Here is a 22355-nt window from a genome sequence, read left to right as displayed (position 1 = left end):
GTGGCAGTTAAGACAACCTGTCCGTATTGCGGGGTCGGCTGCGGCGTTGTCGCTGACAGGGGTCCCGCCGGCGCCGTGACCGTCCGGGGCGATCCGCTTCATCCCGCCAATTTCGGGCGACTGTGCGCGAAAGGCTCGGCGCTCGCCGAGACCATCGGCCTCGAGGGGCGGCTGCTCGCCCCTGTGGTCAACGGGCAGGAAAGGAACTGGGATACGGCGCTCGACCATGTCGCGGATGGATTTGGCAGAATCATCCGCGAGCATGGACCGGATTCGATCGCGTTCTATGTCTCCGGCCAGATTCTCACCGAGGACTATTACGTCATCAACAAGCTCGCCAAGGGCTTTATCGGCACTGCGAACATCGACACCAACTCGCGGCTGTGCATGGCCTCGAGCGTGGCAGGCCACAAGCGTGCGTTCGGCAGCGACACTGTTCCGGGCTGTTATGAGGATCTCGAGACAGCCGATCTTCTGGTCCTCGTCGGCTCCAATGCTGCCTGGTGCCATCCGATCCTCTACCAGCGCATGGTGGCCGCCAAGGCCAGCAATCCCGCGTGCCGCATCGTCGTGATCGACCCGCGGCGGACCGCGACATGCGACGGCGCCGATCTGCACCTGCCGCTTCGCTCGGGCAGCGACTCCGTGCTGTTCAACGGGTTGCTTGCGCATCTTGCATCACGCAACGTCATCGATCGCGCATTCGTGGATGGATTCACCACCGGCGCCGAAGCCGCGCTGCGGCAGGTCGCCGGCCAGACGGTCGCGCAGACGGCCGACATCTGTGGGCTGGGCGAGGGCGCAGTGGCGTTGTTCTTCGACTGGTTTGCCAAAACCGAGCGGGTCGTTACGCTCTATTCGCAAGGTATCAACCAGTCGAGCAGCGGCGTCGACAAGGTCAACTCGATCATCAACTGCCACTTGTTGACCGGCCGCATCGGGCGGCCCGGTATGGGGCCATTCTCGCTGACCGGACAACCCAACGCCATGGGCGGCCGGGAAGTCGGCGGGCTGGCCAACCAGCTTGCCGCCCACATGGAGATCGAGAACCCGCAGCACCGCGATATCGTCCAGCGGTTCTGGCAATCGCCTGTGATCGCGGACAAGCAGGGCCTCAAGGCCATCGACATGTTCGACGCGATCGCCGATCGGCGCATCAAGGCAGTCTGGATCATGTCCACCAATCCGCTGGTCAGCCTGCCGGATGCCGATCGTGTACGCCGCGCGCTCGAGGCGTGCGAGCTCGTCGTCGTGTCCGATTGCATGCGGCATACCGACACCACGCGTCATGCTCACGTGTTGCTCCCCGCACTCACCTGGGGCGAAAAGGACGGTACCGTTACCAACTCCGAACGCCGCATTTCACGGCAGCGAGCGTTCCTGCCGGCGCCCGAAGCTGCAAGGGCGGATTGGCGGACCGTCTGCGACGTCGCCCGGCGCATGGGCTTTTCGGGGTTCGACTATCCGAGCGCTGCGGCGATCTTCCGCGAGCACGCCGGGCTTTCGAGTTTCGAGAATAACGGGACGCGCGATTTCGACCTGTCCGCCCTGAACACGCTCGACGACCGCGCTTACGATGCGCTTACTCCGATCCAATGGCCGGTGACGCGGGAATATCCGACCGGCACGCCGCGGATGTTCGAAACGCGCGAATTCTTCACAGCCGACCGCAAAGCCCGTTTCGTGCCGGTGACGCCGCGCGCAGCCGTCAACGCGACCAGCCGCGACTATCCGCTGGTGCTCAATACCGGGCGGGTCCGCGATCAATGGCACACCATGACGCGGACCGGGAAATCGCCGCGGCTGCTGGCGCACGTCTTCGAGCCCTGTGCGGAATTCCATCCCGACGATGCACGCGCAGCCGGGGTGGAGAATGGCGGGCTCGCGCGGCTGACCAGCCCGTGGGGCGAGATGGTGGCGCGCGTCGTCGTCACCGCCGAGCAGCGGCGCGGCTGCGTGTTCGTGCCGATGCACTGGAATGGCGAGTATGCCGGCGAGGGGCGGGTCAACGCGCTGGTCAATCCGGCGACCGATCCGATCTCCGGACAGCCGGAGTCCAAGCACACGCCGGTCAAGGCGGCCGCTTACTTGCCGAAATGGCATGCCTTCATCCTCAGCCGCCGGGAGATCGAGCGTCCCGCCGCGGGTTACTGGGTCGGCGGGCTTTCAGGGACCTGCTGGCGGATGGAGTTGGCCTTCGACGAGCGGCCGCCGAGCTGGCGCGATTGGGCGCGGGCGCAACTCCGCGCCGGGCACGACATCGAGTGGATCGCCTATCGCGATCCGAAGGTTGGCCGCTTCCGCTACGCCGCTGTTCGCGACGGCCGGCTGGAGGGTTGCGTGTTCATCGCACCCGATCACAGGCTGGTTTCTCGGTCGTGGCTCTCCGGCCTGTTCGCGGAACAGGAATTGTCACCGAGTGCGCGCATGTCGCTGCTGACGGGGCAGCCGCTCGATGCCGCTCAGGACGTCGGATCCATCGTCTGCTCGTGTTTCGGCGTCGGGCAGCACCAAATCTCGGCCGAAATCGAAAAGGGGGCGGCCAGTGTCGATGACGTCGGCCGGCGCCTGAAGGCCGGCACCAATTGCGGCGCCTGCAAGCCGGAGATCGGGAAGCTATTGCGCGGCGTGGCCGTGCGGGATCCGCACCCGGCATGAAGCCAGACTGAACTTCTCGCCGTTCTGGCGATTCTTCCGAGGCCATTGCTAGTTCTTGATCGCGTAAAGCGGCGTTCGCAGCGTGAGCTGGTAAGACGGCTTCGGTGCCCAGGCGATCTGCGCGGTGATACCAAATAGGCGATTGTCGTCATCATCCATGCGGTCGAGGTCGAGCCGCAGGATCGGCTGCGTAAACGCTGGAAACGGCGTCAGGTTCAGAATCTGTGCGCCGCCGAAGGACTGCACCCCGACGCGGCCGGTGAACTTCCAGTTGTTGTCCCACTGATAATAGCCGCCGACATAGCCCATGATATCGGGACTGACGCGCGCGAACGGGCTATCGACGAGGACCCTGGTATATTGCATCCCCGCGAGCAGCCCGCGCGTCTCATCCGCATCCAGCGCGTAGCCTGCTTCGAGGATGGTGTTGTAGGCGGTCGTTGCCAGCGGCGAGTCCGAAATCGATCGCGTCGCGTTCGATTGGACGGTGATTGTTGGAAACATTCCGCCGTTCTGCTGATACAGGTCGGCCTGGAATCCGACGGTGAAGGCGTAGATCGAGAACGTCGTCCAGGGATCGGTGCCCGCCTGCGAAGTAGCTCCGCTGACGCCGCCATAGACCGAGAGCCGGTCGTTGACATCGACGGTCAAGGGCAGGTCGACGGAGAGGCTTCGGCTGGACGGCGAGGTAAGGGTCCGGAGCGAGGACAAGTTCGTCAATGTCGACAACAAGGGCGGCGTACTGAATCCGATCGAGAGCGAGCCGGCGCGCACGGTCGAGTAGATGGTTCGCATATCGAGATAGAGATTGGGCAGGGCCGGCTCTTTCTTGCCCGCGTCCTCCTCATCGTCGCCATCGTCCTTGCCAAGGGCTGCGCCGGAAAGACACAATGAGATCAGCATGCCGAGCGCTACCCCTCTCGCGGATCGCGCTGGCGCGAAACCCGGAAGGCGAGGTGCAGTGGATTTGGTAAAATTCGTGCTCAACCGGCGATGCCCTTGACCGGACAAGCTGATCATCTGCCACTGCAGAATTCAAGCCGCCGCCGCGGCGCAGGCTTCGATCCCATGGCGAGTGTGGCGCGCTTGCGCCGCGGCCTTGTCGTGGCCTCGCCGGACGCTCTCCTATCGCGAAGGCGCAGCGTTGTTCGATCGGCTAAGGGCCACAAACACCAGCGAAGCGACGACGCCGGACAGCAGCGAAGCCACGAGGACGCCGAGCCGGACCTGTTTCAGGACGGTCTCGCTGTCGAAGGCAAGCGTTCCGATGAATAGGCTCATGGTGAATCCGATGCCGGTCAGGATGGCAATTGCGTAGAGCTTTGCCGTCGTCGTTCCATCCGGCATGGCAGCCAGGCCGAGGCGGATCGCAAGCAGCGAAGCGACAAAAACCCCGATCTGCTTGCCGATGAAAAGCCCCGCAATGATCCCGAGCGGTATCGGCGCCGCCAGATTGGCAAGGGTCAGGCCATGTAGCGATACGCCGGCGTTCGCGAAAGCAAAGATCGGCACGATCGCGAAACTGACCCACGGCTTGAGTGCATGTTCGGTGTCCTCGAGCAGGCTGTGGCCATCGTGCCGGGTGAGCGGCATCGCGAAGCCGACGGCGACACCGGCAAGTGTCGCATGCACGCCGGATTGTAGCACGCAGACCCAGGTGAAAAGGCCGGCGATCAGATAGAATGCGGGCCTTCGCACATCGAGCAGGTTGAGAACCACGAGCACAGCGATGCCGAGTGCGCCGAGCCCCAGCGCCAGAACCGAAAGGTCGGCAGCATAGAACATCGCGATGACGATGATAGCCATGAGGTCGTCGATAATCGCAAGCGCCAACAGAAAAGTCTTCAGCGAAGCCGGTACCTTGCGTCCCAGCATGGCGCAGACGCCGAGTGCAAAGGCGATGTCGGTGGCTGCCGGTATGGCCCAGCCGCGCAACGCCTCGGCATCGCCCCAGTTTATCGCGGCAAAAATCGCCGCTGGCGTAATAAACCCGCCGAACGCGGCGATCACGGGCAATGCTGCTTTCCTCGGGCTCGCCAGCGCACCCTCGATCGCCTCGCGTTTGATCTCGAGGCCGACCAGCAGAAAGAACACCGCCATCAAGCCGTCGTTGATCCAGTGTTCGAGCGTCTTGGTCAGTCCGATCGATCCGATCCGCACCTCGCCGGTGGTATGCAACAGCGACTGATACTGCGGCCCGAGCGGCGAGTTAGCGACGATGAGCGCTGCGGCTGCGGCGATGCCAAGCGCGATGCCGCCATAAAGGTCGGTATTGTCGGCAGTGTGAGGCGCGGCCGTCGGAGCCTTGGCCGTCATGAACCAGCCTTGCCGGCCTTCTCGATGGCAACGGACAGCGCGAGCTTGGTTTCCTCCACGATGTCCTCGACCAGTTCTTCCCGGCTGACATGGGCGGCCTGGCCAGTGAGCAATCCCTGTTCGGCGAGCATGACCACGCCGTGTAGCGAGGCCCAGACCTTCAGAGCGCTCCGTTCGCGCAGCAGTTCTACGGCGGGCGCCTCCAGCGCCTCTATCAGGAGCTCGAAGGTCTCCATTGCGGCACTATGCAGTTCGCTGCCTTTCGGCGCACATGCCATGGTTCGCGACGCGAACATCAGGCGATAGATGCCGTTGCGGCGCAGGCCGAAATCAAGCGTGAGCTGCGCGAAGCGCGACAGCTTCGACTGCTTCGACGGCTTTTCAAGCGCCGCACGCATCATAGCGCTGAACTGGCGGAACGCTTCGGCCGTCACAGCCGTCAGCAGCGTCTCGCGATCGGCAAAATGCTTGTAAGGCGCCGGCTGCGAGACGCCGAGTTTCTTGGCCAGCGCGCTGATGCTGATCGCTTCGGGACCGCCTAGTTCCACTTCGTGCAACGCGGCCTGAACCAGGGCATCACGAAGATCCCCATGGTGGTAGGCATTCAGCGCTTTACGTGCGGGTCGAGGCGACATTCAGTTCCATGATCTATAACTTTTGCCTTGACAGCACAACGGCAACGCGAATGTAATATGATATAACTTCGCGGGTAGGCCGGCGAGTTTGAGCCGTCGCGCCGAAAAAGCCGCCGAATAAGAATACGCGCAGAAAACAAGCGCGCTGCAGAAGGGGAAGCGCTGCGATGGCCGGAAAGCTCAAGATCCGCGTCGACCAGGACAAATGTCAGGGCCACGCGCGCTGCAAATCACTGGCACCGGAACTGTTCGAGCTCGACGAGTTCGGCAACGCGCACGAAACTGGCGACGGTTCTGTGCCTGCGGGCCTGGAAGACAAGGCTTGGCTCGCCCAGAGTAACTGTCCGGAAATTGCCATCGAAGTGACCGAAGAATAATCCGGTCGCGGATCTTTCATCCATCACGATCTGAACGAACCAAGCAGAGGAATTGCTCCGATGTCCGATTCCGCCAGCATCATGCCCGAACATCCGCCAGTCACCGACTGGATCAACGATTTCGACCATACCGACCCGGTGTGGACGGATGACCCGTTTCCGATCTGGGAAAAGCTGCGTGCCGCTTCGCCGGTCGTTCACACCGAGCGCTTTCTCGGCTGCTACATGCCGACCACGTACAAGGCGGTGAAGGAAATCGCCTATGACACCGAGCACTTTTCTTCCCGGCGCGTGATCGTGCGCGACGTGCGCCCGGACATCACGGCCCGCGCGCCGCCGATCACCTCCGACCCGCCCGAGCACAAGCCGGCCAAGCAAATTCTGCTGCCGCCTTTCACGCCGGACGCGATGAAGAAGCTGGAGCCGCGGGTCCGCGCGATCTGCAACGAGCTGATCGACGAGTTCATTGCCGACGGCAAATGCGACGCCGCCGCCCGCTACACCAAGCACGTTCCGGTGCGTGCCATCGCGCACATGCTCGGAATTCCAGAGAAGGACGGCGACCTCTTCATCAAATGGATTCACGGCATCCTCGAACTCGGCATCAAGGACGACAACGCGCTGATGGAGGCGGTGAAGGAGATGACCGGCTATTTCGCCGGCCACCTCGAGCAGCGCAAGAAGAATCCGACCGACGATCTGATCTCAACCTTGATGAAGGCAAAGGACAAGGACGGAAACCCGCTGGCGGACGAACACGTGCTGGGTTCGCTGCGGCTGCTGTTGATCGCCGGCATCGACACCACCTGGAGCGCGATCGGGTCCTCGCTGTGGCATCTGGCCAGGACGCCCGCGGACCGCGAGCGCCTCGTCAAGGAGCCGGAGCTGATGCCGCTCGCAGTCGAGGAATTGCTGCGTGCCTACTCACCGGTGACGATGGCACGTGAGGTGATGAAGGAGACGACGGTCAGTGGCTGTCCGGTCAAGCCCGGCAACATGGTGCTGCTGTCGTTCCCGGCCGCCAACCGCGATCCCGCCATGTTCCCCGATGCCGACAAGGTGGTCATCGACCGCAAGGAGAATCGCCACGCCGCGTTCGGCCTCGGTATTCACCGCTGCGTCGGCTCCAACCTCGCCCGCATGGAAATGACGGTTGCGATCGAGGAATGGCTGAAGCGGATTCCTGATTTCAGGCTCGATCCGGCCGGCAAGGTCACATGGTCGGAAGGCACCGTTCGCGGCCCGCGTCAGTTGCCCCTGCTGTTCGGGAAGGCGAACTGAGTGCTCGACTTATGAAGCGGGGAGGGCGATTTTCTCGCTTCTTCGATCGCGCAACGTTGAGGACGTGGCCGAGGCGAACGGCTGACGCTAACGCATTGTCAGTGGTCGGGATTGGACGGGCATCGTCCCGGACGCAGCGCGGCACGAAGTGCTGCGCTGCTGAGCCGGGACCCATTCCTGCGTGTTGAGATGGGTCCCGGCTCTGCGGCGCAGCGCCGAACAGGCGCTGCACCGCGTCCGGGACACGCGGTCCTCTGAACGGCGGATCAAGACACATAAGAGGCGGAGAGGATGCGCCGCCGGCAAGCAGCGGGAGGTCGTGATGAGCCGCATCTTTGGTGCAGTCTGCCAGAACGGATATGTCGTCCGCGATATCCGCGCTGCCATGGATCATTGGGTCAATGTGATGGGCGTCGGGCCCTGGTACTATATCGACAAAGTCAAGACCGATTACTTCCGCCACCGCGGCCAGGACTCCGCCATGGAGATGAGCGTGGCGCTCGCCAACTCCGGCGATCTCCAGATCGAGCTGATCCAGCAGCGCAATGACGCGCCCTCGATGTACAAGGAGTTTCTCGATTCCGGCCACGAGGGCTTGCAGCATATGTCGTACTGGACCCGCGAATATCAGGCCCTCTACGACCGCGCGCTGTCGCTGGGCTACAAAGTCGGACACGAGGGCCAGATCGGCGGCGAAAAAGGCCGTTTCGCCTATTTCGATACCCAAGCCCATCCCGGCACCGTGGTGGAGATTTCAGACATCAGTGGAAGCAAGGGAAGTTTCTTCGAGCACATCCGCCGCGTTGCCGCCGATTGGGACGGCTCCGATCCGATCCGCGAAGTCGGCGGCCGCTGAGCGATGCGCGATCCGGCAAGTAAGTTACGACCAGAGCGCGAAAGCGTCCGCAATGGCAACAAGAACAGCAAGCGCAAGGAGAGGCGAATGGCCAGACTTCCCCTGATCGATCCGGCGACGACCAGCGGCGACGTGCGTGCGTCCTTCGATCGGATGCCGGTCGTATTGAACATCTTCCGGATGATGGCGCATGCCGAGGCCAATTTCATTCCGGCGATGCGGTTCGCCAATTCGATCCTGCACCGCCAGAAGCTCAGCCACGTCAATCGCGAATTGCTGATTCTTCAGGTCGCGCAATGGGAGCACGGCGAATATGAGTGGCGGCAGCATGTTCCGATCGCGCTCGGCGTCGGCGTCACCCAGCGGCAGATCGACTGCATCGAACAGGGCAAATACGAGGACGCCGCGTTCAATGCCGCCGAAAAGGCGCTGCTGGCGTTCGGCCGCGAAGTGATCGAGAACGTGCGCGTTTCAGAACCGGTCTTCGCCGCCATGCGTAAGCATTTCAGCGAGCAGGAGATCGTGGAATCGATCCTCGCGATCGGCTTCTACATGACGATGGCCCGTCTGACGGAAGCGACCGAGGTTGATCTCGACCCCGCCGCTGGTGTGACCGTCTTCGAGAGCAGCAAGAAGCGGTCGGGCTGAACGCACGACAATGCTTCCCTCAAGCCGTCACGCCGGATTGACCTATGCGGCTCTCGACATAGCGAAGCAGCCGCTCGGTTCCGGACAGCGCCGCCCTGGCGTCGCCCCGCGACAACGCAAACGCGATCTCGATATGCGCTTCCACGCCTTCCTTCGACAGCGTTCGGCCGTGATGGGTAAACCAGAACCGGCGATTGAGCGGTGCGATCACCTGCATCATCGAGCCCACAAGCTCGTTTTTGCAGGCGGCAACGCAAAGGCGGTTGAACTCGGCATCGAGCTGCGCGAAGGCATCGAAGTCTTGTGTGCGCAGCGCGGTCTTCATTCGGGCGGCGATCTCGCCAAACTGCCTGCGTTCGGAGTCGCTGGCTCGCGCGGCTGCCGTTTCCATCACCAGCGTCTCGATCGCGCGCCGCGTCTCGATCAGCATCACCTCTTCGTCGGGCCTGATCGGCGTAACGATGCAGCCGCGGCGGGGCAGGACCAGCAGAAGCCGTTCCCGCGCCAGCCGTTGCATGGCTTCGCGAACCGGGGTCCGGCCAATTCCGAGTTGGGATGAAAGCTCTGCCTCCGACACCGGCGTGCCGGGAGGCAATTGCAGCGTACAGATCATTTCTTCGAGCACGCTGTAGGCCCGCGTGGTGAGACTTTCGGCTTCCGCCGGCTCGCGCTCGCGCGCTTTGTATTTCTTTGCGGCTTTGGACAAGGCGTGTGGCCCCGGCGTTCGAATCATGGTTGACGTGGAATTTCTGATATATTAACTGATATATCACAAGCCCGGTCGGAAAGATCGACCGGCCGCGAAGGAATCTACCCGGGAGCGAGAATGACCGCACGTCCTCCGGTTTCCGATTGGGCCACGGATTGGGATCACCTTGATCCGGCCTGGACCTGCGACCCCTATGGAATCTGGGACGGTCTGCGGCGGCAGTGTTCGATAGCCCATACGGACCGCTACAGAGGCGTCTACTTTCCGACGCGCTATCAGGACATCCGCGACATCGCCTACGATTACGAGCATTTCTCGTCCCGGCGCGTGGTCGTTCGCGAAGGCGATTATCGGGTGAATTCGCCGCCGATTACATCGGATCCGCCCAACCACCGCCCAATGCGGATGGTCCTGATCCCGCCCTTCACGCCGCAGGCCGTCGCGAAGCTCGAAGCAAAGGCGCGGGCAGTTTGCAATGAGCTGATCGACCGCTTCGTCGCCAATCGCATGTGCGATGGCGCGGTCGACTACGCCCAGAACATTCCCGTGCTGATCATCAGTCATATGCTGGGAATTCCGGCCGAGCACGGCGATCAGTTTCGCGAGTGGATCACGATGGCGCTGCAGACCGGCGTCACCGACGAGCAGGCGCTCCGGCAGGCGGAGGAGGCGATCGCCGCGTATTTCGAGGTCCAGATCAAGGCACGTCGCGAAAATCCGGGCGAGGATCTCGTCAGCTTCCTGATCGCGGCGCGTTCTCCCGACGGCGAGCCGTTCTCGGACCGTCAGGTTCTCGGCGCCCTGCGCCTGTTGCTGGTGGCCGGCATCGACACCACCTGGAGCGCGATCGGATCATCCCTGTGGCATTTGGCGACACACGAGCAGGATCGGGCGAGGCTCGTCGCGGAGCCGGAATTGATTCCAACCGCGGTCGAGGAATTCCTGCGCGCCTATGCGCCGGTGACGATGGCACGGGAGATCACCAGGACAACCGATGTCGGTGGCTGCCCCATGCGGGAAGGACAGATGGTGTTGCTGTCTTTCCCGGCGGCCAACCGTGACCCCGAAAAATTTCCCAGCGCCGACAAGGTCTTGATCGACCGCAAGAACAATCCGCATGCCGCTTTCGGTCTCGGCATTCATCGCTGCATCGGCTCAAACCTGGCGCGGATGGAAATGGTGGTGGCATTGCAGGAATGGCTGAAGCGCATTCCTGCCTTCACCCTCGATACTTCGAAGCCCACCACATGGTCACAAGGCACGGTACGCGGCCCCCGCAATTTGCCGATCAGGATCGGATGAGGCGGGACCGCTCGCCGGTTTTGCATGCACTCAAAACTTGAGAGAAGGACCAGCAATGGGCGTATCGTTTCAGCGAAGCCACGACATCACGGTCGAGACCCCGCCCTCAGCGGTCTACGACTATGTCTGCAATCCGAACTCCTGGCCGGAATGGCTCGCCGCCTCCCGTCACATCGATGGCGAAGACCGGCCGTTGCTGCGCGGCGAGACCTTCCGTGAGCAATGGCATATCAAGCGCGGCGAAGTCCGTCTTGCCTGGACGGTCACCGAAAGCGACCCGCCCCGGACCTGGACCGTCGAAGCAGATACCGATTTCATCGGCAAGATCGTCATCCGCTACACCTTCGAGGTGACAGCAGGTGGTACGAAATATACGCGGACATTGCGCAATCCCGACCGGCCGTTGGAGCCCAGCCCCGAGCAGGTCGCGCGGATGGACGAAGAAGCGATGATCGGGCTTCAGAACATCAAGCGCAATGTGGAAAAACGTTTCCTTGCACTCTCCGAAAGTGGCAAGGCGTAGCAGCATGAGCGAAAATCGCGTCCTCACTGCCCGAATCGATCCGGAAAAGTGCCAGGGCCACGCGCGCTGCCATGCACTGGCCCCCGAACTGTTCGAACTGGATGAGTTAGGCAACGCGCGCGTTCGCGGCTCCGGCCGGATTCCGCCCGCGCTCGAAGACCAGGCATGGATCGCCAGGGCCAATTGTCCGGAGTTGGCGGTCGAGATCGTCGAGGTGGCGGAGGCGGCCGGCTGACACCTGCACATTGACCACGCCGCCGGTTGCAGCGATCATCCATCCGGCATTGAGGTGGCGGTGTTGGGAGCGCTTAAGATGACAGGTGTGGCGGAAACGACGGGTCCGCGACCACTAGGCGAAATCGCCAGCTATCACGCCCACATCTACTACGATCCGGCGATCACGCGGGCCGAGGCCGAGCAACTGCGCACGTGGATCGGCGAGCGCTTTTCGGTCACGCTCGGACGGTGGCACGACGTCAAGGTCGGGCCGCACGATCAGGCCATGTACCAGGTCGCCTTTGCCCGCGAGATATTCCCCGAACTGGTGCCTTGGCTGATGCTCAACCATGGCAATCTGAGCGTTCTGGTCCATCCGAATACGACCAATCCGCGCCGGGATCATCTGGCCGATCCGGTCTGGATCGGGCCGGCGCTGGCCGTACATGGCGATAAGCTGCCGGAGCACGCCGAGATGGAAGAGGCGCCGGCACCGAATACCAATCCAATTCTCCGGCCTTGAGCGCGGCTCTGCTGGTCGAAAACCCCGGCCCGTTTACCAATACGAGGCTTGAACCTGTGAATTCGGCCGGTCATGATGGCCGTGAGCGACTGTCTCGATTATGCCTTACTTTGGTTTGCATTATGGTGGGACTTATTCGGTGAATCCCTTAGGAATCATTCGATTCCGAAGCGCCGATCCGGGGACGAATGGATAGAGCCAAGACCAGCGCAGCCGGGCTTGCGTCAAGCCGCGGTACCCGATTGCTCCGTGAGATGGCATTCGGCACGACGGCGCTCGTCATGGCCTTGGGGTTGGCTGCCTGGGTGACCGATTTCGATGTGGTCGGCTTGGTCAAGCCCGCATCCGCGAATGTCGGCAGCACATCCTCGTTCGACGAGCGCTTCGGCCACGGCTCGGTGCGGCGTTCGCTGACCATCAACTATCCCTGGCGTGCCGCCGCCCGCCCGCAGCGCGCGGACTTCGATGCGGAGTTCGCGTACATCGAAATCCTGCTGGGCGGACAATCGCGCGAGGAGCAGTCGCGTGAGGAGAACGTGCAGCCCCCGCCGCCCGCCCCGACGGTCGAGGCGGCCATCCCGCTCCCGAGGTCCCGGCCGGTCCTGGCCAACCTTCAGTCGGCGAGAAGCGATCCGCCGCCGGTTTCGTCCGACAACCGCACCATGTTCGACAAGCTTGCCGATCTGGTGCCGATGCGCTTCTCCTTGGCCTCGTTGACGCCGGGGGATGGGCTGCTCAGCGAGCGCAAGGATCTGGCGGCGCTGGGCTATGATGGTCAGACCGCCGTCTACGACATTTCGGCCCGTGCCGTTTACCTGCCGAGCGGCACCAAGCTCGAGGCACACTCGGGGCTGGGCAGCCTGATGGACAATCCGGCGCATGTCGACCAGCGCATGGTCGGCGCGACCCCGCCGAACGTTTACGATTTGAAGCCGCGCGAGAAACTGTTTCACGGTGTCGCGGCGCTGCGCATGACGCCGATTGGCGAAAACGAAATGCACGGGCGAACGGGCCTGCTCGTGCACAGCTACCTGCTCGGGCCGAACGGTGATTCCAACGGCTGCGTCTCGATCAAGGACTACGACAGGTTCCTGCAGGCCTACCGGAACGGAGAGGTCAAGCGGCTCGTCGTCGTGCCGAGTCTGCGCGAAGGCCTCACCGCGTCGCGGCGTTCGCCATCTCCGTCATGACCGCAGTTGCGGGCGATGCCGCCGATTCCGACACCCCGCTGCGGGCGCTCTTCAAGATCAGCCTGAATGGCAGGACGGTGTCGATCGCCACCGTCGGCCAGGCCTATCGCTTCATCACCAATCTCTCCTCGATCGAATGGATCGAATTCCGCGCGCTGCATGCCGAGGCCGTGCAAGCACTGCAGGGCGCCGCTGATAACGCGATGCTGACCGTGCAGGCGACCGACGCCTTGCGTGCGCTGTTCGTCCGCGCGAAGCTGTTGTGAAGGCGCCGGCCTGTCAGTGGAAGCCCCACGGCTATGGCTCTTGGACGCTTGAGAAAATATGTCCCAAGGGAAAATGTGCGCATGCCCATAAGTGACGCCGAGATTGAAGACGATCGCCTGATCCGGGAATTGTTGCAGAACTGGGCGATCTGGCGCGATGCCGGAGACTGGGAGCGTTTCCGCACGGTCTGGCATCCGGACGGCCGGATGATGGCGACCTGGACGCAGGGCACCGGCGACGAGTTCATCGAAATCAGCAAGCAGGCCTGGGCCAAGGGCGTCAGCATCCTGCATTTTCTCGGCGGCATCTCGGTTGACCTCGCAGGCGCCCGCGCGATTGCGCAGACCAAAATGACGATCTCGCAGCGTGCCGAGGTCGAGGGCGTGCCGTGCGACGTGCTCTGCACCGGGAGATTCTACGACTTCCTCGAAAAGCGGGAGGGACGCTGGGGCATCGTGCTGCGCCAGCCGATCTATGAGAAGGACCGCATGGACCCTGTCACGCCGGGCACGGCGCCGGTACTGGACAAAACTCTCCTCGAGCAATTCCCGCCGGGCTACCGCCATCTCGCCTATTTGCAGACCCGCATCGGCTACACGGTCAAGCGCGACATGCCCGGCCTGAAGGGACCCGAGGTCGAGGCCTTGTATGCGCGCGGTGCGGCGTGGCTGCAGGGCGGGCCGATCTAGCTGATCTCCTTGCGCACCGTTGCTGCCGCGTCGCACATCGCCTTCAGTTTTCCGAACGCGACATGCCGCGGCATGTATTTCATGCCGCAATCGGGCGCGATGACCAGCCGGTCGGCGGCGACATGCTTCAGCCCGTTGCGGATGCGGCCGGCCACCACACCGTCAGATTCGATCTCGGGATTGCCGAGGTCGAGTACGCCGAGCATGATCTTCTTCGACGATAAATCCTTGAGCACGCCGAGATCGAGCTTCGGCTGCGCCGCCTCGATCGAAATCTGCTCGGCACTGGTGTCGGCGAGCTCAGCGAGGAAGGAATAGCCGGCCGGCTTGGTCGAGCCGGGGACGACCGCGGCATAGCCGAAGCACAGATGCACCACGGTCGGCACGGTGATGCCTTGCAGGGCGCGGTTGATCGCCTTGACGGCGTAGCGGCGGGCAAGGTCCGGGTTGTTGCGCACCCAGGGCTCGTCGAGCTGGATCACGTCAGCGCCGGCTTTTTGCAAATCGAGCGCTTCCGCGTTGACGGCTTCGGCAAATGCCATCGCCAGCTCTTCATCGTCCTTGTAGTACTCGTTCTTCGCCTGCTGGCTCATCGTGAACGGGCCGGGCAGGGTGATCTTGGCCGCGCGATCGGTATTCTGGCGCAGAAATTCCATGTCGTGCAGCTCGACCGGGCCACGGCGTTTTACCGGGCCGACCACGCGCGGCACCGGCGTTTCGTGTCCGCTACGCGAGGTGATCATCGCCGGATTCTCGTCATCGATGCCTTCAAGCGCTGTGGCGAAGCGATTGGAATAGCTCTCGCGGCGGATTTCGCCGTCGGTCACGATGTCGATGCCGGCGCGCTCCATGTCCCTGATCGCAACGATGGTGGCGTCGTCCTGCGCTTCTTCCAGGTGCTCCGCAGGCAGCCGCCACATCGCGTGAAGGCGTGTGCGCGGCACCACCTTTGACAGCATCGCGCGATCGACCAGCCATTCCGGCTGCGGGTAACTGCCGACGACAGTGGTCGGCAGAAGATGTTTCGGCAGGTTCATCAGTATCTCCTTGCTCTTATTGTTGTTCCTCTCATATCAAGCCGCGCGTGTCGCAGCCGCCGCAACCTCGTCCTTCACAGGATTGTGCAGCACACCGATGCCGGACACCTCGACCTCGACCACGTCGCCATCCTTCATCCACAGCGGCGGCGTGCGGTAGGCGCCGACGCCGCCGGTGGTGCCGGTGACGATGACGTCGCCGGGCACAAGCTCGGTGAAGGTCGAGCAGTAGGCGATCAGTGCAGGGACATCGAACACGAGGTCAGAGATCGGCGCGGCCTGCACTTCAACGCCGTTGAGGCGGGTCGCAATGGTCTGCTTGCTGATATCGGGGATTTCGTCCGTGGTGACCATCCACGGTCCGAATGCGCCGGTGCCGACAAAATTCTTTCCCGGCGCGAACTGCGAGGTGTGGCGCTGCCAGTCGCGGATGCTGCCGTCATTGTAGCACGCATAGCCCGCAACATGCGCCAGCGCCTCTTCCCGCGAAATCCGGCGGCCTGCCTTGCCGATGATCACGGCCATCTCGCCCTCAAAGTCGAAACGTTCGGATTCCAGCGGCCGGATCATCGGCTGGCCGCCGCCGACCTGGCTGTTGGCGAAACGGGTGAAGATCATCGGGTGCGGCGGCGTGGGATGGCCGCTTTCGGCAAGGTGCGTGGCGTAGTTGACGCCGATGCAGAAGATCTTGTCCGGGTCGGGCACGGTCGGCAGCAGCTCGATTTCGGCCAATGCGTAATCGGGACGCTCACCCTGCAGCGCTTTCAGTTCGTCGAGCAATCCCTTGGCGAGCAGCGACTTCAGGGTTGGATAAGCCTTGAGCCGTTTTCCGGCGTCGACAATGCCTGCGTTCGTGACCAGGCCGTAGGTTGCCGTTTGACCTGCCTTGAAACTCGCGATCCTCATGTTGTGACACTCTCTTCGATGTTGGAAACGTAGGGCTGGATGGGCAGCACGATCTTGCCCGACCGGAGCGGGACGCAGTCGGGCGGAAAGTCCTGGTGGAAGCGCGCGCCGGCTTCCTCTGCTCGGTCGAGAAAGCGCTCAAGGTGATCCATGGCGCCGCCAGGCAGATCGTGCAGCACCATCAGGCTCCACGGCTGCGAGCGGCACAGGTCGAGGGCTCGGTCGACCCAGCCATCGGGATCGTCCCAGTCGCGCGGGATCGCATTCCAGAGTACGCAGCCATGCCTGTTGCGAACGAGGTAGTCGACCACGGAGGGCTTCAACAGCCGCGAATCGAGATTGCCGCCGCCGCCGAACGGCCTGAACCAGCGCTCTGCATGGGCGAGGTCGCCGATTGCGTCTTGCGTCCGGCCGATCTCGCTTTGTGCTGCGTTTGGATCGCGTTGCTGCCCGAGCGGCACGGTGTGCGTAAAGGTATGGTTGCCGATCCAGTGGCCTTCTTCATGCGCACGCGCCGCCAGCCGGCGGCGCTCGTCATCGCCAAGCTTTTCGCCGATCACGAAGAATGTCGTCGTGATACCGCGTTCGCGCAAGGTATCGAGCACGCGCGGCGTGACGCCGGGCTCGGGACCATTGTCGAATGTCAGCGTCAGGTCGAACACGCTCACACTCCGTCAGGTCGCAGGCTGCAGGGCAGTCGGCGCGACTTCGCCCGCGGAGTCTTGCCCGGCGCGTGTGCCGGTCTGCCAGATCGCGGCCTTGCGCTCGATCCATTTGATGGCGGCGTTGAAGGCGATCGCCATCGCCAGCACCAGCAACACGCCGGCGAACACATGCGGGCTATCGAGAATGGTGCGGTAGCGCGAGATCAGATAGCCGATGCCCGCCGACGAGATCAGCATTTCCGACACCACCACACCGACGATCACAAGCGCGCCACCGACGCGCAGTCCCGACAGCACGGTCGGGATCGCCGCCGGGATGATGACGCGAACTAGCCGCTGGCTCAGCGTCGCGCCCATGCTGCGGGCGGCCAGCAGCAATTGCGGATCGATGGTCTGGATGCCTGCGGCAGTCGCCAGCATCGTCGGCAGAAAACCATAAATCGAAGCGAATGCGATCTTGGATTCCGAGCCGATGCCGAGCCAGACCGTGAAGACGGGATAGAGGATGACCAGCGGCACCGCATAGAGACTCGAGACCATCGGCATGATCAGGATGCGCGGCCGCGGCAGGCTGCCGACGATGGCGCCGAGCAGGATGCCGCCGCCGCAGGCGAACGCCATCGAGATCGCGACCTCGTAGAGCGTGACGGCAAGGGCGTGGCCGTATTCGCCCGCCTCGTTCCATCCGGCTGCGAGCGTGGAAGACAGCGACGGCAGAAACAGTTCCGGAATGAAGCCGGCACGCGGCAGGATTTCCCACAGCACTATCAGGCCGATCACGATCAATCTGCGAAGTGTTGCCGCGCTCATGCCAGCCTCACGCCGATTTGCGGATGTGCCGCCAGATGCGGTCGCGCAGACTGCCGAACGCGTCGCCGCTCAGCATCTCATAGGTGCGGGGTCGGGGCAGCGGGACCTGCAGATGATCGACGATGCGGCCGGGGCGCGGCGACATCACGATCACCTCGTCGGCGAGGTAGACCGCTTCCGTCAGGCTATGGGTCACGAATACCACCGTCTTGCCGGTCGCCGCCCAGATCCGCAGCAGCTCGTCGCCCATGGTCATGCGGGTCTGTTCGTCGAGCGCCGCGAACGGTTCGTCCATCAGAAGCACCGGCGGATCCTGCACCAGGCCGCGCGCGATCGAGACACGCTGCTTCATGCCGCCCGACAATTCGTGCGGATGGCGCTTGCCGAAGCCGTCAAGTCCAACGAGCTTCAGCGCGTCCTGCGCTCGCGCGCGTCGATCACTCTTGGTGACGCCGCGCAGCGCCAGCGGAAACTCGACGTTTTCCTCCGCCGTCAGCCAGGGAAAAAGGCTGGCCTCCTGAAACACCACGCCGACCCGGTTCGGGTCGGGCTCGGGGATCGGCGCGCCGCTGATGGTGATGGTGCCGGAGGTCTGTTGGCGCAAACCCGCCATCATCATCAAAAGCGTCGACTTGCCACAACCGCTCGGGCCGACCAGCACAACGAAGCGGCCGGGCCTGACGTCGAGCGAAACGTCTTCCAGCGCGACGACGTCCTGCGTCGTGGTCTTGAAGATCTGCCCGACATTGCGGACTTCGATCGCGCCGGCCGGCTTCAGCGGGGTTATGTTCGCCAATGGCTGCATCGTGTTTCCACCCATCTGACCAGTTCATTGAAGGCAATTGCGATGGCGGCGATCATCACCACGCCGGCCAGCAATTGCTTCATCTGGAAATTCTCGCCCCAAGTCGCAATCTGGTGCCCGATCCCGTCGCGCGAGGCGTACATTTCGGCGAGAATGACGCCGGTGAGGTTGAAGATCATCGAGATCCGCAGCGCTTCCAGCAGAACGGGGAGCATGCTCGGCAGGTAGACGCGGAACGCGGTCTGAACGGGTGTCGCGCCATAGGAGCGGGCGACCGTCAAATGCTCAACCTTGACCGACTCAACCGCCGTCGTGGTCGACATGATCACGATGAAGATCGTCGAGAAGAAACCGAAGCCCACCTTCTGCGAAAAGCCGACCCCGAACACCAGGATGAACATCGGCAGGAAGATCGACTTCGGAATGCTGAAGGCGAAGAACAGCAGCGGCTTTGCCACCTCGGCAAAATAGCGGTTCTCCGCGATCAGGAAGCCGATCAGCGCGCCGACGGGAACGGCGAGGGCGAATGCGGTCACCACCTCGGTTGCGGTCACCGCGAGATCCTTGCGCACGCTCGCGCGTTGCAAGAGCTCGCCAAGCGTTGACAGCGTATCGGAGGCGGAGGGAAGCAGGCGCGGATTGACGATGCCGGTTCGCGACAAGATTTCCCATATCGCAAACAGCGCCACCACAATGGCGATCCGCGCCGCCTTTACCGCTAGCCCGCTTTGCATCGCGCTTGTCTCAGAACTTGGTCGGAACCGGCTTGAACTGCGTCGAGATAATTTCCGCCGCCGGCCCCAGGTCCTTCATGCCGCCCGCCTTGGCCATGTCGAGCGCGAGCTGGAGCTGTTCCGGAATCTTCGACCCATCCATGCTGCCGTCGGTTTCCAGCTTCATGATCGTGTTCTCATATTCCAGCGCCGCGATCTCGGCAGGAATTTCATAGAGTTCGGTGATCAGCTTGACGGAGGCGTCCTTGTTGGCGCGCATGTACATCAGTGCGCCATAGAGCGCGTTCAGCGTCTTCTGTACGAGTTGCGGCTTGTCCTGCACGTATTTGTCAAGCGCGATCCAGCCGGCGGCGAGGTTCGGCGGCACTTCCTTGGAGAAGTCAAGGATGGTGCGCGCTTCGCCCGATTTTGAGATCTGGAAGCTCAGCGGCGAATAGACGACGGCCGCGTCAACGTTCCCGGCAAGTAGGTTCGGCACCAGGCCGCCGCCGCCGACGGGAACGCGGGTGAATTCGATCTTCTTGTCCTGCTGGGTCCACAACGCCAGCAGGTCGGAGCCGGAGCCCGCGGAGGTGATGGCGACCTTCTTGCCGTTCAGGTCCTTCACCCCGACCGTCGATTTCGAAAGCGTCATCAACTGCCAGCCGTAATAGCCCGTTGCGGCGCTCGCGAGCACTTTGGAGTTCACGCCCTTCTTGCGCCCGGCCGATACCAGCGAAGTCGCGTCGAGGATCACGTCGGCGGCGCCCGCCGCCATCGCCTCGAAGGTCTCGGCGCCGCCGCGATAGATCGTGAGTTCAGCGGTGATGCCTTCCTTCTCGAACAGCTTTTGGCGCACTGCGGTTTCCGCGATCGTCGTGGGCCAGTAGGTTTTCGTCGGAAGCCCGATGCGGACGGTATCGGCAGCTTGCGCCATGCCTGATGTGCCAAGCACTGTGGCGGCCGCAATCGTTCCCAATATGTAGCGTCGCGTGATTCTCATGGTGACGTTTCCCTTTGCTTTTCTTGATTTGATTTGGTCTTCGAACGGTCGATCAGGCGGTGTCGCCATCCCCGAACGTTTTCGGCGTAGCGAGCTCGACGAGATGCATGGTGGTCATGAAATGCTTCGAGAGCGCCGCGACTGCGGCGTCGGCATCGTGCTTGAGCACGGCATGCACGATTGCCGCGTGTTCGGCCTCGACGTCGCGTGTGTGTTCCGTGTTGCGCCGGATCGCAAGCCTTCGATAGCGCTCGCTCTGCTCGTGCAGGACGTCGCGAAAGCTCAGTAACCATTGCGAACCGCAGGCGTTCACCAGCGTACGGTGGAAGACGCGGTGCCGCACCACCCACTCCTCGTAGTGATGGGTAGGATCGTCGGGATAGGTGTGGGGGACGGCGCAGAGCGCCGTAAAAGACTTCTCGACCGAGGCAAGCCATGCCGCATCGCCACGCTCGATCGAACGGCGCAGCGCCAGACCTTCGATATCGACGCGAGTCTGAGTCACGTCCCTGAGGTCGGCTGATGATACCGGGCTGACACGAAAACCGCGCTGGTCGGACGCCTGCACCAACCCGTCCGCGACCAGCCGCGACAGCGCTTCGCGCACCGCGGCGAGGCTGACCGAAAACTGCTTGGCGAGACCGGCGATATGCAGCTTCTGGCCGGGTAGCAGCCGGGTCGAGAGAATATCCGCGCGCAGCCGTTCTTGAACGGCGGAGGTAAGGCTTCGCGGCCGTTCGTCGGCAAGGCGTTCGCCAAAACTCAACCCGATACTGCTCATGGCGGGCAGCTTGGCGAGAGTAGGTGAGATCGTCAATCGAAAATCGATTTTTCTACTAAGTGACTGTCAACGCTTGAGTTTATTCCCCGCCGTTCGCTTCAGGCCGACGAGCCCCGAATATCGCGCGATGAGCCCGATCAAATTCATCGTGACAACTTCCCGGCATTTGCTTTAGATAGTTCGCATGCGAAATAAATTGACCTCATCGATATGAGTCCGCGTCGCGAGCACCGGCTCGTGTTCCTGCTCAACGTCGCGCAGCGCCGGCTGCAGCGCTGGATGGCGGCGCGGTCCCCGCACACCGGCGTGACCGCCGCACAATCCGGCCTGCTCTTCGTCCTGGGCCAGCGCGACGGCGCCCTGATGGGCGAGGCGGGTGCGGCGCTCGATCTTGGACCACCCGGGATCTCCGGATTGGTGGACCGGATGACGGCGGCGAACCTGATCGAGCGGCGGGCCGATCCGGATGACGGGCGCGCGTGGCGTCTCTGGCTGACGCCGGCCGGCCGCGTGGCGATGGCGCAGTCGAAAGCCGGGCTCGCCGACGTCAACGCGCGGCTCACGGAAGGGTTTACCGACGCCGAGATCGATGTCGTTGCGCGCTGGCTTACCACCATGCAGAGCAGATTTCCCAAAGGAGAAGACGAATGACCGAGCATATCAAGATCGAGAAGAGCGACGGGATTTTGAGCCTGACGATGGCTCGCCCCGACAAGAAGAACGCGCTGACGAATGCGATGTACGGCGCGCTTGCGGACGCGATCGAAGCCGCCGAGACGGATTCATCCGTCCGCGTGCTGCTGATCCGCGGCGAGGGCGACATGTTCACCGCCGGCAACGACGTCGGCGAGTTTGCAGCCATTGCAACCGGCACACTTCAGGGCGAGCGCCATGTCGGCCGCTTCCTGCAGGCGCTTGCACATTCGAGCCGCCCGCTGGTCGCAGCCGTTCAAGGGCGCGCCGTCGGCATCGGCACCACGATGCTCTTGCACTGCGATCTGGTCGTGCTGGCCGAGAATGCCCTACTGTCGACGCCGTTCGTCAACCTTGCGTTGGTGCCGGAAGCCGCCTCCAGCCTGCTGATGCCGCTCCGCATCGGCTATGCCCGCGCCTTCGAGATGTTCGCGCTCGGTGAGGCGGTCGATGCCAAATCCGCATTCGCCTGGGGACTTGCCAACCGCGTGGTGCCGCTCGACAAGCTCGATGCGGAAGCGAAGGCTTTCGCGTCCCGGTTGGCGAAACAGCCGGCGGGCGCCGTCAGCACGACCAAACGGCTGATGCGCAATCCGGAACTTCTGATGGCGCAGATCAAGGCCGAGAGCGAGCAGTTCGCGGCTCGCCTGAAGACGATGGAGGCGCGTGAGGCGTTCGCTGCGTTTGCCGAGCGCCGGCCGCCGGACTTTTTGAAACTGGCAAGCTAGCCGGCGCCGGCTGCATTGAAGATC

General features: G+C 63.0%; 26 protein-coding genes. 14 read left to right on the top strand and 12 right to left on the bottom strand.

Annotated elements, in window-relative coordinates:
- Positions 1-2658: a nitrate reductase gene (locus tag LMTR3_RS01940; RefSeq protein ID WP_065743422.1), complete on the top strand. Its 2658-nt coding sequence runs from the start codon at positions 1-3 to the stop codon at positions 2656-2658.
- A gap of 48 nt (positions 2659-2706) precedes the next feature.
- Here the strand turns inward: LMTR3_RS01940 and LMTR3_RS01935 are convergent, their stop codons facing one another.
- The 3 genes from LMTR3_RS01935 to LMTR3_RS01925 all read right to left on the bottom strand — a co-directional run bounded on the left by LMTR3_RS01935 (position 2707) and on the right by LMTR3_RS01925 (position 5609).
- Complete coding sequence (locus LMTR3_RS01935) at positions 2707-3561, bottom strand: hypothetical protein (RefSeq protein WP_065743421.1); 855 nt, start codon at positions 3559-3561, stop codon at positions 2707-2709.
- A gap of 222 nt (positions 3562-3783) precedes the next feature.
- Positions 3784-4974 (bottom strand): Na+/H+ antiporter NhaA, encoded by a 1191-nt coding sequence (nhaA, locus tag LMTR3_RS01930; protein WP_065743420.1) that lies wholly within the window; start codon positions 4972-4974, stop codon positions 3784-3786.
- The gene (locus LMTR3_RS01925; RefSeq protein WP_065743419.1) at positions 4971-5609 is read right to left on the bottom strand and encodes a TetR/AcrR family transcriptional regulator; all 639 of its coding nucleotides are present in this window, start codon (positions 5607-5609) and stop codon (positions 4971-4973) included. The genes nhaA and LMTR3_RS01925 overlap by 4 nt, the downstream gene beginning before the upstream one ends.
- A gap of 167 nt (positions 5610-5776) precedes the next feature.
- On the opposite strand from LMTR3_RS01925, the gene LMTR3_RS01920 reads away from it, so the two are divergent.
- The 4 genes from LMTR3_RS01920 to LMTR3_RS01905 all read left to right on the top strand — a co-directional run bounded on the left by LMTR3_RS01920 (position 5777) and on the right by LMTR3_RS01905 (position 8771).
- Entirely contained in the window at positions 5777-5986 is a 210-nt protein-coding gene (locus LMTR3_RS01920) for a ferredoxin (protein WP_065743418.1), read from the top strand.
- A 60-nt stretch (positions 5987-6046) separates the two neighbouring features.
- Positions 6047-7267, top strand: a complete 1221-nt coding sequence (locus tag LMTR3_RS01915; RefSeq protein ID WP_065743417.1) for a cytochrome P450 — start codon at positions 6047-6049, stop codon at positions 7265-7267.
- Positions 7268-7589: 322 nt separating this feature from the next.
- A complete protein-coding gene (locus tag LMTR3_RS01910; protein WP_065743416.1) occupies positions 7590-8123 on the top strand; it encodes a VOC family protein in 534 nt (177 codons plus the stop codon).
- An 87-nt stretch (positions 8124-8210) separates the two neighbouring features.
- Positions 8211-8771: a carboxymuconolactone decarboxylase family protein gene (locus tag LMTR3_RS01905; protein ID WP_065743616.1), complete on the top strand. Its 561-nt coding sequence runs from the start codon at positions 8211-8213 to the stop codon at positions 8769-8771.
- A gap of 19 nt (positions 8772-8790) precedes the next feature.
- On the opposite strand, the gene LMTR3_RS01900 is transcribed toward LMTR3_RS01905, so the two are convergent.
- Positions 8791-9477 (bottom strand): GntR family transcriptional regulator, encoded by a 687-nt coding sequence (locus LMTR3_RS01900; protein WP_065743615.1) that lies wholly within the window; start codon positions 9475-9477, stop codon positions 8791-8793.
- A 120-nt stretch (positions 9478-9597) separates the two neighbouring features.
- Here LMTR3_RS01900 and LMTR3_RS01895 point away from each other — a divergent pair, with 120 nt between their 5' ends.
- From LMTR3_RS01895 to LMTR3_RS01865, 7 genes are all read left to right on the top strand, one after another.
- On the top strand, positions 9598-10782 hold the full coding sequence (locus LMTR3_RS01895; protein ID WP_065743415.1) for a cytochrome P450: 1185 nt from the start codon (positions 9598-9600) through the stop codon (positions 10780-10782).
- 55 nt (positions 10783-10837) lie between these two features.
- Positions 10838-11305 (top strand): SRPBCC family protein, encoded by a 468-nt coding sequence (locus LMTR3_RS01890; protein WP_065743414.1) that lies wholly within the window; start codon positions 10838-10840, stop codon positions 11303-11305.
- 4 nt (positions 11306-11309) lie between these two features.
- A complete protein-coding gene (locus tag LMTR3_RS01885; RefSeq protein ID WP_065743413.1) occupies positions 11310-11540 on the top strand; it encodes a ferredoxin in 231 nt (76 codons plus the stop codon).
- Between the two features lie 78 nt (positions 11541-11618).
- Positions 11619-12044 (top strand): DOPA 4,5-dioxygenase family protein, encoded by a 426-nt coding sequence (locus LMTR3_RS01880; protein ID WP_065743412.1) that lies wholly within the window; start codon positions 11619-11621, stop codon positions 12042-12044.
- 254 nt (positions 12045-12298) lie between these two features.
- Entirely contained in the window at positions 12299-13234 is a 936-nt protein-coding gene (locus LMTR3_RS01875) for a DUF2778 domain-containing protein (RefSeq protein WP_065743411.1), read from the top strand.
- Positions 13231-13500 carry a hypothetical protein gene (locus LMTR3_RS01870; protein ID WP_057844096.1) on the top strand — a complete coding sequence of 90 codons (270 nt, stop codon included), beginning with the start codon at positions 13231-13233 and terminating at the stop codon, positions 13498-13500. Before LMTR3_RS01875 ends, LMTR3_RS01870 begins: the two co-directional genes overlap by 4 nt.
- Before the next feature lie 81 nt (positions 13501-13581).
- The gene (locus LMTR3_RS01865) at positions 13582-14190 is read left to right on the top strand and encodes a nuclear transport factor 2 family protein (RefSeq protein ID WP_065743410.1); all 609 of its coding nucleotides are present in this window, start codon (positions 13582-13584) and stop codon (positions 14188-14190) included.
- Here the strand turns inward: LMTR3_RS01865 and LMTR3_RS01860 are convergent.
- The 8 genes from LMTR3_RS01860 to LMTR3_RS01825 are packed head-to-tail and all read right to left on the bottom strand — an operon-like array spanning position 14187 to position 20946.
- Entirely contained in the window at positions 14187-15227 is a 1041-nt protein-coding gene (locus LMTR3_RS01860; RefSeq protein WP_176721804.1) for a 5-methyltetrahydropteroyltriglutamate--homocysteine methyltransferase, read from the bottom strand. The two genes, LMTR3_RS01865 and LMTR3_RS01860, sit on opposite strands and share 4 nt — an antisense overlap.
- 36 nt (positions 15228-15263) lie before the next feature.
- A complete protein-coding gene (locus LMTR3_RS01855; RefSeq protein ID WP_065743409.1) occupies positions 15264-16133 on the bottom strand; it encodes a fumarylacetoacetate hydrolase family protein in 870 nt (289 codons plus the stop codon).
- Positions 16130-16795: a polysaccharide deacetylase family protein gene (locus LMTR3_RS01850; protein ID WP_065743408.1), complete on the bottom strand. Its 666-nt coding sequence runs from the start codon at positions 16793-16795 to the stop codon at positions 16130-16132. The genes LMTR3_RS01855 and LMTR3_RS01850 overlap by 4 nt, the downstream gene beginning before the upstream one ends.
- Positions 16796-16807: 12 nt before the next feature.
- Complete coding sequence (locus LMTR3_RS01845) at positions 16808-17608, bottom strand: ABC transporter permease (RefSeq protein WP_057844092.1); 801 nt, start codon at positions 17606-17608, stop codon at positions 16808-16810.
- A gap of 7 nt (positions 17609-17615) precedes the next feature.
- Positions 17616-18413 (bottom strand): ABC transporter ATP-binding protein, encoded by a 798-nt coding sequence (locus LMTR3_RS01840; protein ID WP_245319699.1) that lies wholly within the window; start codon positions 18411-18413, stop codon positions 17616-17618.
- Positions 18392-19147, bottom strand: coding sequence for an ABC transporter permease (locus LMTR3_RS01835; RefSeq protein ID WP_065743406.1), 756 nt, complete (start codon positions 19145-19147; stop codon positions 18392-18394). Before LMTR3_RS01835 ends, LMTR3_RS01840 begins: the two co-directional genes overlap by 22 nt.
- Positions 19148-19157: 10 nt before the next feature.
- Positions 19158-20129 carry an ABC transporter substrate-binding protein gene (locus LMTR3_RS01830; protein ID WP_065743613.1) on the bottom strand — a complete coding sequence of 324 codons (972 nt, stop codon included), beginning with the start codon at positions 20127-20129 and terminating at the stop codon, positions 19158-19160.
- A gap of 52 nt (positions 20130-20181) precedes the next feature.
- The gene (locus tag LMTR3_RS01825; protein WP_245319698.1) at positions 20182-20946 is read right to left on the bottom strand and encodes a GntR family transcriptional regulator; all 765 of its coding nucleotides are present in this window, start codon (positions 20944-20946) and stop codon (positions 20182-20184) included.
- A gap of 174 nt (positions 20947-21120) precedes the next feature.
- Here LMTR3_RS01825 and LMTR3_RS01820 point away from each other — a divergent pair, with 174 nt between their 5' ends.
- On the top strand, positions 21121-21561 hold the full coding sequence (locus tag LMTR3_RS01820) for a MarR family winged helix-turn-helix transcriptional regulator (RefSeq protein WP_065743404.1): 441 nt from the start codon (positions 21121-21123) through the stop codon (positions 21559-21561).
- Positions 21558-22331, top strand: a complete 774-nt coding sequence (locus LMTR3_RS01815; RefSeq protein WP_065743403.1) for an enoyl-CoA hydratase-related protein — start codon at positions 21558-21560, stop codon at positions 22329-22331. The genes LMTR3_RS01820 and LMTR3_RS01815 overlap by 4 nt, the downstream gene beginning before the upstream one ends.
- The last annotated feature ends 24 nt before the right edge of the window (positions 22332-22355 follow it).

Source organism: Bradyrhizobium sp. LMTR 3 (genome assembly GCF_001693485.1).
Taxonomy (GTDB): domain Bacteria; phylum Pseudomonadota; class Alphaproteobacteria; order Rhizobiales; family Xanthobacteraceae; genus Bradyrhizobium.
This window is presented reverse-complemented; position numbering and strand designations above follow the sequence as displayed.

Coding starts and splice junctions, on each gene's coding strand:
- LMTR3_RS01915 (WP_065743417.1), top strand. CDS start 6,047: ATGTCCGATTCCGCCAGCATCATGCCCGAACATCCGCCAGTCACCGAC.
- LMTR3_RS01905 (WP_065743616.1), top strand. CDS start 8,211: ATGGCCAGACTTCCCCTGATCGATCCGGCGACGACCAGCGGCGACGTG.
- LMTR3_RS01865 (WP_065743410.1), top strand. CDS start 13,582: ATGCCCATAAGTGACGCCGAGATTGAAGACGATCGCCTGATCCGGGAA.
- LMTR3_RS01815 (WP_065743403.1), top strand. CDS start 21,558: ATGACCGAGCATATCAAGATCGAGAAGAGCGACGGGATTTTGAGCCTG.
- nhaA (WP_065743420.1), bottom strand. CDS start 4,974: ATGACGGCCAAGGCTCCGACGGCCGCGCCTCACACTGCCGACAATACC.
- LMTR3_RS01830 (WP_065743613.1), bottom strand. CDS start 20,129: ATGAGAATCACGCGACGCTACATATTGGGAACGATTGCGGCCGCCACA.
- LMTR3_RS01920 (WP_065743418.1), top strand. CDS start 5,777: ATGGCCGGAAAGCTCAAGATCCGCGTCGACCAGGACAAATGTCAGGGC.
- LMTR3_RS01855 (WP_065743409.1), bottom strand. CDS start 16,133: ATGAGGATCGCGAGTTTCAAGGCAGGTCAAACGGCAACCTACGGCCTG.
- LMTR3_RS01925 (WP_065743419.1), bottom strand. CDS start 5,609: ATGTCGCCTCGACCCGCACGTAAAGCGCTGAATGCCTACCACCATGGG.
- LMTR3_RS01880 (WP_065743412.1), top strand. CDS start 11,619: ATGACAGGTGTGGCGGAAACGACGGGTCCGCGACCACTAGGCGAAATC.
- LMTR3_RS01875 (WP_065743411.1), top strand. CDS start 12,299: ATGGCATTCGGCACGACGGCGCTCGTCATGGCCTTGGGGTTGGCTGCC.
- LMTR3_RS01860 (WP_176721804.1), bottom strand. CDS start 15,227: ATGAACCTGCCGAAACATCTTCTGCCGACCACTGTCGTCGGCAGTTAC.
- LMTR3_RS01890 (WP_065743414.1), top strand. CDS start 10,838: ATGGGCGTATCGTTTCAGCGAAGCCACGACATCACGGTCGAGACCCCG.
- LMTR3_RS01835 (WP_065743406.1), bottom strand. CDS start 19,147: ATGCAAAGCGGGCTAGCGGTAAAGGCGGCGCGGATCGCCATTGTGGTG.
- LMTR3_RS01820 (WP_065743404.1), top strand. CDS start 21,121: ATGAGTCCGCGTCGCGAGCACCGGCTCGTGTTCCTGCTCAACGTCGCG.
- LMTR3_RS01840 (WP_245319699.1), bottom strand. CDS start 18,413: ATGCAGCCATTGGCGAACATAACCCCGCTGAAGCCGGCCGGCGCGATC.
- LMTR3_RS01895 (WP_065743415.1), top strand. CDS start 9,598: ATGACCGCACGTCCTCCGGTTTCCGATTGGGCCACGGATTGGGATCAC.
- LMTR3_RS01885 (WP_065743413.1), top strand. CDS start 11,310: ATGAGCGAAAATCGCGTCCTCACTGCCCGAATCGATCCGGAAAAGTGC.
- LMTR3_RS01935 (WP_065743421.1), bottom strand. CDS start 3,561: ATGCTGATCTCATTGTGTCTTTCCGGCGCAGCCCTTGGCAAGGACGAT.
- LMTR3_RS01910 (WP_065743416.1), top strand. CDS start 7,590: ATGAGCCGCATCTTTGGTGCAGTCTGCCAGAACGGATATGTCGTCCGC.
- LMTR3_RS01845 (WP_057844092.1), bottom strand. CDS start 17,608: ATGAGCGCGGCAACACTTCGCAGATTGATCGTGATCGGCCTGATAGTG.
- LMTR3_RS01870 (WP_057844096.1), top strand. CDS start 13,231: ATGACCGCAGTTGCGGGCGATGCCGCCGATTCCGACACCCCGCTGCGG.